The organism is Bacillus sp. JJ1773, assembly GCF_036962035.1.
Classification (GTDB): domain Bacteria; phylum Bacillota; class Bacilli; order Bacillales; family Cytobacillaceae; genus Cytobacillus.
This window is the reverse complement of record NZ_JBALNX010000056.1, coordinates 31,388-41,398: the sequence shown is the minus strand read 5'-3', so window position 1 is coordinate 41,398 and position 10,011 is coordinate 31,388. Positions and strand designations below refer to the sequence as shown.

At 36.9% G+C, this 10,011-nt stretch carries 8 protein-coding genes and 1 tRNA gene; 8 read left to right on the top strand and 1 reads right to left on the bottom strand.

Features of this window, described 5'->3' with window-relative positions:
* Positions 1-426: 426 nt before the first annotated feature.
* Genes V7127_RS17525 through V7127_RS17505 form a run of 5 tightly spaced genes read left to right on the top strand, consistent with a single transcriptional unit; the run spans position 427 to position 4,071 of the window.
* Positions 427-885, top strand: a complete 459-nt coding sequence (locus tag V7127_RS17525; protein ID WP_335355290.1) for an 8-oxo-dGTP diphosphatase — start codon at positions 427-429, stop codon at positions 883-885.
* Positions 886-911: 26 nt separating this feature from the next.
* The gene (gene rapZ / locus V7127_RS17520) at positions 912-1,805 is read left to right on the top strand and encodes an RNase adapter RapZ (RefSeq protein WP_335344052.1); all 894 of its coding nucleotides are present in this window, start codon (positions 912-914) and stop codon (positions 1,803-1,805) included.
* Positions 1,802-2,785: a gluconeogenesis factor YvcK family protein gene (locus tag V7127_RS17515; protein ID WP_335488227.1), complete on the top strand. Its 984-nt coding sequence runs from the start codon at positions 1,802-1,804 to the stop codon at positions 2,783-2,785. Before rapZ ends, V7127_RS17515 begins: the two co-directional genes overlap by 4 nt.
* Before the next feature lie 50 nt (positions 2,786-2,835).
* A complete protein-coding gene (gene whiA, locus V7127_RS17510; protein WP_335488224.1) occupies positions 2,836-3,777 on the top strand; it encodes a DNA-binding protein WhiA in 942 nt (313 codons plus the stop codon).
* Between the two features lie 36 nt (positions 3,778-3,813).
* On the top strand, positions 3,814-4,071 hold the full coding sequence (locus tag V7127_RS17505; protein ID WP_335344049.1) for an HPr family phosphocarrier protein: 258 nt from the start codon (positions 3,814-3,816) through the stop codon (positions 4,069-4,071).
* A 168-nt stretch (positions 4,072-4,239) separates the two neighbouring features.
* On the opposite strand, the gene clpP is transcribed toward V7127_RS17505, so the two are convergent.
* On the bottom strand, positions 4,240-4,839 hold the full coding sequence (gene clpP / locus V7127_RS17500) for an ATP-dependent Clp endopeptidase proteolytic subunit ClpP (RefSeq protein WP_335344048.1): 600 nt from the start codon (positions 4,837-4,839) through the stop codon (positions 4,240-4,242).
* 316 nt (positions 4,840-5,155) lie between these two features.
* Here clpP and V7127_RS17495 point away from each other — a divergent pair.
* From V7127_RS17495 to V7127_RS17485, 3 genes are all read left to right on the top strand, one after another.
* Positions 5,156-5,227, top strand: a tRNA-Arg gene (locus V7127_RS17495).
* A gap of 469 nt (positions 5,228-5,696) precedes the next feature.
* Entirely contained in the window at positions 5,697-6,206 is a 510-nt protein-coding gene (locus V7127_RS17490; RefSeq protein WP_335344047.1) for a hypothetical protein, read from the top strand.
* Between the two features lie 14 nt (positions 6,207-6,220).
* Positions 6,221-9,556 (top strand): tetratricopeptide repeat protein, encoded by a 3,336-nt coding sequence (locus tag V7127_RS17485; protein ID WP_335488221.1) that lies wholly within the window; start codon positions 6,221-6,223, stop codon positions 9,554-9,556.
* Positions 9,557-10,011 lie beyond the last annotated feature (455 nt).

Sequence of the window (10,011 nt, the reverse complement as noted above, 5' to 3'; positions counted from 1 at the left end):
GAGTTTATTGGATAGGAAACGTGAGAAAACAGAAAACCTATCCAACAAAAAGAGTTTATTGGAGAGGAAACAGAGAAAAACAGAAAACCTGTCCAATAAATGACTTCTCCAAAAGACAAACTAAGTAAATTAGAAAACTGCATAAAGGAAAACCTTAACAAAAAGTAACTCTGTTTTAATTTTCCTGTAACAATAGTGAAATAAAAATCAGTTATTATAGATATAGAAATTGACCCCCTTTTAAAGATATAACCCTTTTAAGCACAGATACGTCTGTGCTCTTTTTTTTGTTAAAATCATGTTTTCTTCCATATGTTGAAACTTTCAATTCGTTGTTACCGTATAACAAAAATAGTATAATGAAGTGACATATGCTGATGAAAGTAACCTGAGGAAGTCATAACGGAAAAAATGAGGTGAATAATGATGCAGCGAGTCACCAACTGTGTGTTAATTAAGGATAATCAAGTGCTGTTATTGCAAAAGCCGAGACGAGGCTGGTGGGTAGCTCCCGGCGGGAAGATGGAGCCGGGGGAATCGGTTCGGGACTCCTGCATTCGTGAATATAGAGAGGAAACAGGCATTTATTTACGTAACCCGAATATAAAGGGAATTTTCACCTTTATCATGAAAGAAGGAGACAGGGTTCTATCGGAATGGATGATGTTTACCTTTTTGGCAACGGAAGCAGATGGCTTGAATGTGGATGAGTCCGAAGAGGGGAAAATTCTTTGGCATCCGTTTGAGGAAATTAAGAACCTGCCAATGGCTGCAGGTGATAGCCATATTCTTGAATATATGATTCATGGAAAAGGTATTATTTACGGGACTTTCACCTATACACCAGATTTTGAGCTGATAAGCTATCGATTAGATCCAAGCTAAGTTAGAACGTGTCAGGGGGAAAAAGTATGAGTACGGGTGCTGTGAATGAAACTCAAATTGTGATAATTACAGGGATGTCAGGTGCAGGAAAAACGGTGGCAATCCAAAGCTTTGAGGATCTTGGTTTTTTCTGTGTTGACAATCTGCCGCCAACGCTGTTGCCAAAATTTCTTGAACTTATGAAGGATTCAGGGAATAAAATGAATAAGGTAGCGTTAGTCATGGACTTACGAGGGCGTGAATTTTTTGATCACCTGTTTAAAGCACTCGATGATCTTTCTGAAACCTCATGGGTAACCCCGCAAATTCTTTTTTTAGATGCGGATGATTCGACATTAGTGCGAAGGTATAAAGAAACTCGGAGATTTCACCCTCTTGCTCCTTCAGGATTGCCTCTAGAAGGAATTAAGCTTGAACGCAACCTATTGGAGGAGTTAAAAGGGAGAGCACAAATTATTTATAATACGACTCAGTTAAAGCCAAGGGAGCTTCGTGAAAAAATTCTAACGGAATTCTCTTTGAATAAAACAACGATGTTCACGGTAAATGTTATGTCATTTGGATTTAAACATGGAATTCCGATTGACGCTGATCTTGTTTTTGATGTTCGATTTCTGCCAAATCCTCATTATATTGATCATATGCGCCCGAAAACTGGGCTTGATGAAGAAGTATATAACTATGTTCATAAATGGACAGAAACGACTAAATTCCTTGAGAAGGTCACAGAGCTGCTAAGCTTTATGCTTCCTCATTATAAAAGAGAAGGGAAGGCTCAGCTCGTTATTGCGATAGGATGTACAGGTGGACAGCATCGTTCTGTCGCGTTAGCTGAGTACATTGCCAATTACTTTAAAGATGATTATCATACGCGAATTACGCATCGTGATATTCAGAGGAGAAAGGAAAATGGAAAATGAAGACGAACCGACAGCCGAGAGTCGTCATCATTGGCGGGGGGACTGGATTGCCTGTTCTGTTGCGGGGATTAAAGCAATATCCCGTTGATATCACTGCAATTGTGACAGTTGCCGATGATGGAGGAAGCTCTGGACGGCTTAGAAACGACTTGCATATTCCTCCTCCGGGTGATATTCGAAACGTACTGGCCGCGCTATCTGATGTAGAGCCGTTAATTGAGGAGATGTTTCAGCATCGTTTCACAACGTCAAATGAATTATCGGGACATTCTCTCGGGAATTTGATTTTGGCAGCTATGACTTCCATTACTGGAAACTTTGTTCATGCCATTCAGGAAATGAGCAAAGTTTTAAATGTAAGGGGCAAGGTATTGCCAGCAGCGAATCAAAGCGTTGTCTTGCATGCTGAAATGGAGGATGGGACTGTCGTTTCTGGCGAATCCAAAATCCCGTACTCTGGGAAAAAGATCAAAAAGGTATTCCTTACACCCAAACATATTAAACCTCTTCCTGAAACGATCTCAGCTATTAGGAAAGCGGATTTAATCATTATTGGGCCAGGCAGCTTATATACAAGTATTTTGCCGAATCTTCTCGTTCCTAAGCTTGGAGCTGAAGTTTGCCGTGCAAAAGCAAAAAAGGTATATATATGCAATTTAATGACACAGGCGGGAGAGACTTATAACTATTCTGCGGCCGATCATGTTCAGGCCATCTATGATCATATGAGCTGTGCTTTCATTAACACGATTCTTGTGAATAACGAGGATATTCCCTCCCAGGTTCGGGAGCGTTATAATGAAGAAAAGTCTCAGCCGGTCGTCTTTGATATAGATAGACTTCATGAGTTAGGGCTCGAAGTGATTCCAGGGGAAATTGTCAGCCTGAAAGACGGGGCTATTCGTCATGATACTAAAGAGGTAGCATCCATGCTATACTCTATGCTAATAGATGAAAAAGAAAAACATCTTAAAAAATAATTTTAGTGGTCAGCGCCTCTTGCGCTTTTCTAAGAATAGGGGTGAAGGAGTTGTCTTTCGCTTCAGAAACGAAAAAGGAATTAACGAATCTTGAAGTAAAAGATTGCTGTGGGAAGGCTGAATTATCCGCACTTATTCGGATGAACGGTTCCCTTTCCTTTTCTAACAGAAAGTTAATTGTCGATATTCAAACTGAAAATGCAGCGATTGCAAGAAGAATCTATATTTTGATTAAGAAGAATTTCCATGTCCAAGTCGAGCTTCTTGTACGAAAGAAGATGAGACTGAAGAAAAATAATGTGTACATTGTTAGATTGTCTGAACAAGCAAGTGAAATTCTAGATGAGTTGAAGATCCTTAGCGAAGGATTTGTCTTTACAAATAATATTTCTGAAGAGCTTATTAAAAAGAAATGTTGTAAGCGTTCTTACTTGCGAGGAGCTTTTTTAGCAGGGGGGTCGGTGAATAATCCGGAAACATCGTCCTATCACCTTGAAATTTTTTCACTTTATAAGGAACATAATGATTCTCTTTGTGAATTGATGAATACTTTTGGCCTAAATAGTAAAACACTAGAAAGAAAAAAAGGATTTATCACATACTTAAAGGAAGCTGAAAAAATTACAGATTTCTTGGGAGTTATCGGGGCTCACAACGCTCTACTTAGATTTGAAGATATTCGTATTGTGCGGGATATGCGTAATTCAGTTAATCGTCTCGTAAATTGTGAAACAGCGAACTTAAACAAAACCATTGGTGCCGCTTTAAGACAGGTGGAAAATATTCGGTTCATTGACGAAACTGTAGGCCTTCATATTTTACCGGATAAATTAAGAGAAATTGCAGAGCTGCGTGTCGCGTATCAAGATGTTACATTAAAAGAACTTGGAGAAATGGTTTCTGGCGGCACAATCAGCAAGTCAGGCATCAATCACCGCTTAAGAAAAATAGATGAGATAGCAGATAAATTGAGAGCAGGAGAATCGATTTAATAATAATGAAGATTCTGTAGGGGAGGAAGAAGAGAAATGGTAGAAAAACAGGTAGAAGTAAGATTAAAAACAGGATTACAGGCAAGGCCTGCAGCACTTTTCGTTCAGGAAGCAAACCGGTTTTCATCAGATGTTTTCCTTGAAAAGGACGGTAAGAAGGTAAATGCGAAAAGCATCATGGGCTTAATGAGCCTAGCGGTTAGTTCAGGTACAGTCATTACATTAATTGTCGATGGCAAAGATGAAGCCCAAGCGATTGAAGAGCTTGCTGACTATATCCAACAAGAGCATTAATAAAAAACAACTCGCCATAAAAAATGCGAGTTGTTTTTTTGTTTGTCCAGTTCCAGCGCCTACCCCCTCGAGGTCACAAGCCGATCCTCCCAGAAAGGTAAAGTACACCTTTCCGTGAGGATCGTCTTGTGCTTGTCGGGGGTGACCGAGGCGCCTCCGCTTTTCTACTTACTTATCCTTTTTCTCATCTAAACGAGTAATAATTTTATCCACGAGACCGTACTCAAGAGCTCTTTCAGCAGTCATGAAGTTGTCGCGGTCTGTATCTCGAGCGATCACTTCAAGCGGCTGGCCTGTGCGCTCTGAAAGAATCGTGTTTAGCTTGTCACGCAAGAATAAAATGCGTTTTGCAGCAATTTCGATTTCAGTTGCCTGACCTTGTGCTCCACCAAGTGGTTGGTGAATCATGACTTCACTATTTGGAAGAACGTAGCGCTTTCCTTTTTCACCCGCAGCAAGCAGGAAAGCACCCATAGAAGCTGCCATCCCGATACATACTGTTGAAACATCAGCTTTAATGTACTGCATAGTGTCATAAATCGCCATACCAGCTGTAATGCTTCCACCTGGGCTGTTAATGTATAGGGTAATATCCTTCTCAGGGTTTTCTGCTTCTAGGAATAGCAATTGAGCAACAATCGAGTTCGACACATGATCATCAATCGCGCTTCCAAGCATAATAATACGGTCTTTTAAAAGACGGGAATAAATATCATACGCACGCTCTCCCCTGTTTGTTTGTTCAATAACTGTAGGGATTAAGTTCATCTTTAAATTCCTCCTTAAAAGTAAGGTAAACATTCAAAGTCATATAGACGAAAGATGTTTTTCTTTATGTAATATTATGATACACTGATGGTCAATAAAGGTCAAACAATTCACTTTCATTACCGAAAGTTATCGTTCGACACCGTTTGCTCGAAAAATTCCCTCGTATCCATCATACCCGCTTCACCGTTTTTTAAACAAATAATGGCTTGCAAAGTTCCAAAAAATATCGTATAATATGTAATCGTAGCATAAAAAAAGGTGCATCAAAAATTAGGTCCATTCAAGCCCATTGTGCCTTACTATATTTCGATATGCCCTCGTGGTGCAACGGATAGCACGTGAGATTCCGGTTCTTAAGATGTGGGTTCGATTCCTGCCGAGGGCGTCATTAATACTTTTAAATTACCGATGCCTCTGCGCTTTTTTAAGCGTAGGGGCGTTTTTTATTTTCGGCTATTCTTCCGTTGAAAATACCACGCACAGCACCCCGAGATGCCCCTTGACTGACCTTCCGTAATATTTCTATGGAGGGCTTCTACATGAAACAACGGACAGCCGTCACCACTACGATCGCGCAACTAAAGAAAAGGCTCCTAAGGAGCAATTTGAAATAAAGTAATTGTGAAAAGACTGGGGATAACCGCAGTCTTTTTCACATCAAGTAAAACAAAACACTCGGCTTATCCCACTTCCGCATTTTGTTTTTAATTAATTTACACATTTCAACAACCAAAAAGGTGATTTTATAGTAGAATAGTATTATGTAAAAAGTACCATCAAAGGGAATGGTCTCCACATGGGCTGTTGCGAAGAATTTACTATACAAAGTTTATAAATAATAAGAGGTGTAAATATTGGAGTCGTTAAAGCTTCTATACCCAGCACAAAAGCTTGGTCAAATGGTCGATGGTGACAATATAAACATAATCCCGTTTGTAAATGACCAATTACTTGTTAGTGATCATTATGGCAATACTAAAGGTTTCATAGTGCCTGATATACATAATAATGGAGATTATTTGCTATACTCAGAAAATATGGATTTACTTGGGTCGACACTTTCAACAAAGGGGATGACAAATTTTTTAACACCAGGAGGAAACATTTCCTCAACCTTTATCGAGCAGATGGGCACTGAAATACAGGATGGAGTGGGTACATCATTTGTATTCGACAATGCGTACGATGGATTTGATGTGTATAACAATGCAATGCTGTTAACATCCTCCTCACAAGCGTTGGGTCCAAAGGTTTCAATAGTTCAAAATATAGATACAAATACTATTGCAAGTTTAGATGGATTAGAATTGTTAGATATAGATTTGGTTGATTCTTATTTAGATAGCTTTTTAACATTGTTTTAAAGGAGGAACTAGTTTTGTCTATCATTAAAGAGAGAAAGATAATTTTAGATGCTAGTTTGGCATTAGAACAATGTTCACCTATCTTAAAAGATGCTATGGTTTATACACTAAACCAAAATGTAGAGCAAATTGGTAAGTTGCTCACTCAACAATTCCAAGATTATATGAATGAAATTGCATCTTATGAGCCGAAGATTAAACAAGATGCTAAAAAACATTTAAAATCATACCTGCAGTTTGTGTCGCCAGCGAATTTTATTACGAATATTGATTCAATTTTTGATGATTACAAGCTGCAGGAAATAGAAAAAATCTACCGTCAAAGTTTTTATCGCCTGACTGCGAACTACACTCATGAAAATAGTGAACGATTCTTAGTTGATTCTAAGCATTTTCAGCAACTAGTGAACGAGATAAATGATTTAAAAGCTCCTATTGCAGAAAAAATAGCTCCTTACATAAATGCATATCAATCATATGTAAAAGAATTAAGCCAATCTCAAGATACGGCTATTGCTAGTTTAATTGGGGGTTTTGCAGCAACTGCAGTTGCCGGACCTCTTGCGGGAATTGTAACGAGACATTTTATCCGCTCAAATAATAGTAAAGATAAAAAGTTAGAACAATTCTTAAAGACTCAAGATGAGTTAATTTCTGTGATATTTGCACAAATAATGAAATTATCACGAAAAATAATCTTTCTGTTAGGTCAGATTTACGCTGGTCTCGCCACAAAGCTTCAAGAAGAGAGTCAAGCATTGAAACTTTCCTATCAAAAATTTGATAAAGAACAACAACTATTAATGTTGGATATATCGAATGCATTGGAGCGAAATATTAAGAATGCAACTGAAGATGTTTTTAGACAAATTCAAAAATGCACTTCTCAAAATGAATATGAGAAAGCAGAAGAACTTAGTCGGAAATTAGTTGGTTACTTTAGTCGCAATAAGCAAATGGCAAAAAAACTTACTCAAGGTATTTCATATGGAATGGCTTCTCAATTGATTCATTTCACTATTCTTGCGCAACAGATTTCAGCGATTACTGATGATAAACAAAAACATTTTTATTATACAAAGCTATTTACTTCCTTAACTCATGCACCGAAACATAAGCCAGTTGTTTATGGCATAAACATTGTGAAATTGGAAGATGCCGTAGAGAAATATATGCATCTTTCTGTAAAACTTAAAGAGCCTAAGTATGTTGCGACTGCTATCCAAGTGCTACAGAATTTTTTAGTGCGATTTCAACAGAATAATTTAGTTTATCGTGAAGATACGGAATATCTTCCGGCAACAGTAACTAAATATTGCGATAAGGATGCATCAATTCAATATAAGCCAATAAAGATTCAGTATCCAGAACAGATTATGGGTCTTTATGAATCATATGAATACGCGGTATTATATGAAAAGATTAGCAGTGGAGAAATTGATGATAATCCTAGTTCTATCAATGAAAAATATATGGAACAAATCGCTTATTATGATTTCCATATAACAGAGATAAATTTGTCAAATGGAACAGAAGATGATTACTATCGGTCCGCAATGTATCATCTGGAAGGAAAGCACACGAAACAAAATACAGAACTTGCATTGGAACGCTTAAAAATAGCTGCAACTTCAGGGCATGGCCAAGCAATTTTTCAGTTAATATCCTTAATTGAAGAAAATAAATTTAATGCAACTGAAAAAGAATATGTAGAGTTACATCTTCGATTGTATGATTCAGACTTCGCTTATAATGAGCACTTACTATACCGTATCGGAAAGTTTTATCAGGAAGGTTTTGGAGTTGAACAAAATTATGTAACGGCACTTAGCTGGTTGGAAAGAGCTGCTGCGATGAACCATGTATCATCAATGTTTGAGATAGGCTTACTGAATGAAACAGGGGTAATCGGTAAAAAAGATAAAAAAGAAGCTTTCATTTGGTATAAAAAAGCAGCTGAATTAGATGAACCGCGTGCTAAAGACAAGATTGAGCGAAAAACTAGAAAAACAGGGATTCTGGTATTTAGCACGTTAGTGCCTTTAATTATAGTGTTTTTAATATGGAATCAATTAAATAGTTCAAATGGTGGAACCCATACGACTTATTTTTCAAACGATACAAAAAAATATTCGAATAACATTGAAAAATACTCAGCGGATATTGATACAGTTGATTTCAATAAAGATGTTTCAAATGAAGAGGAAGAAGCGTTAGAAGAAACAATAATGATTAATTATTTAGAACCAAATAAGATAGGTGATAATGCATCTGGAATAGTTACTATACTAGAAGATACCATTGTCAATTTGTCAACAGGAGAAGAATTAGTCTTGGCTAAAGGAACTACTTGGGAGGTATTTGATCGTAGTTTTCAAAAGATTACAATTCAAGATGGAATTGTTTTAGAAGAAACAAATAATATTGCTTACGAACAACTAGTAGCTCCTTATAATCAAGATCATTCAATTTATGGGATGTCGGAATTACAAGTGAATTCAGGAAATGTAAAAGTAGTAGAAAACAAAACAACTGAAACTATTTACTACTTAGAACCTGGTAAATCCTATACATTAAAAAGTCTAACCATAGACGGATGGCTTCAAGTAGGTTTGAATGAATGGGTGAGATTTAATCCAAATGTTATGACTATAAAGTCTGACCATTTAAATATCTATAAAAGCGAGAATAATATTGGAGAAGCGAAACTTTTAACAGATCTTGTTCCGATTTATTATGATGATAATGGTGAAACGATAATTGGTTATTTTGTAAATGAAGATTCAGTTTCAGTAAATGCTCATCTTTCTTCAGGCTATTTACGAGTAGGAGGTAATTATATACGTCTAGATGAGAATGTTGCATTTGATCGAACATATAATCAACAATTCTATAGTTCACGTGTTTATGGAGAAGTTGAAATATTAGCTGAAAATATAAATGTTTATCGAAGTGCTTCTTCTACAAGTAATATTGTCGGTGTTCTAAAGAAAGGGCAAAAATTAGATGTTCATTATATAACTAATGGTGGAGCATATTGTTTTACATCTCAACCCAATCATTGTATTACCAATAATGAAGAAAAAGTAAAATTTACCAAAATTCATAAATACCTTAAAAGTGAAGATGAGAATGCGATTGGCATTTATGACTCACCCAAAACTCATTATGTTAAATCATTCCCATCTGATCCAGGTCATCAAAGTGGCATGACAGAATGGCGTCACGATAATGAGGCTGTCCCATATGAGGTTTATGAAATTCGTGAGTTAACTAATTCTTTATGGTATCGTGTAGGTCCTGCACATTGGTTAATCCACTCTGATGAAGGTACATTTAAGTCATTATAATGCTAAGAAAAATCGAAGCAGCCAATTGTCCGTTGAGGAAGGAAATTTCAGCGATGCCGTTTTTCATCGTGCAAGTAGGTTTTTTTTGTGGAAGTATTATCGTTTTGGGATTGTAACGGGGACAATAGTTAGTTTTTGTTGTGGCATATGAAAAGCACCTTCCTTAAATTGATATGTTGATCATTCCAGGAGGTGCTGTTGTTTTATATGCGTTGTTTGTATACGGGCTTACTGCAAACACAACATACACAAATTTTACACATTGTTTCTACGAACCTTATTAAATCAATACTTTGACCGTTGTTTCAATCCCACCCGAGGGCGCCATATAATGAAATGTGTTCCTATGTTTGATGGATTTTATTCAAACATAGGAACTTTTTTGTTATGGAGAATTTCAGGCTGCCAAACACTTCACAGTGGAAATAAAATAAAAACGCTCACTATATATGGGG

Bases quoted from the DNA above. Each gene is read 5' to 3' on its own strand.
- V7127_RS17505 (WP_335344049.1), top strand. From the start codon at position 3,814: ATGGTAGAAAAACAGGTAGAAGTAAGATTAAAAACAGGATTACAGGCA.
- V7127_RS17525 (WP_335355290.1), top strand. From the start codon at position 427: ATGCAGCGAGTCACCAACTGTGTGTTAATTAAGGATAATCAAGTGCTG.
- V7127_RS17515 (WP_335488227.1), top strand. From the start codon at position 1,802: ATGAAGACGAACCGACAGCCGAGAGTCGTCATCATTGGCGGGGGGACT.
- clpP (WP_335344048.1), bottom strand. From the start codon at position 4,839: ATGAACTTAATCCCTACAGTTATTGAACAAACAAACAGGGGAGAGCGT.
- rapZ (WP_335344052.1), top strand. From the start codon at position 912: ATGAGTACGGGTGCTGTGAATGAAACTCAAATTGTGATAATTACAGGG.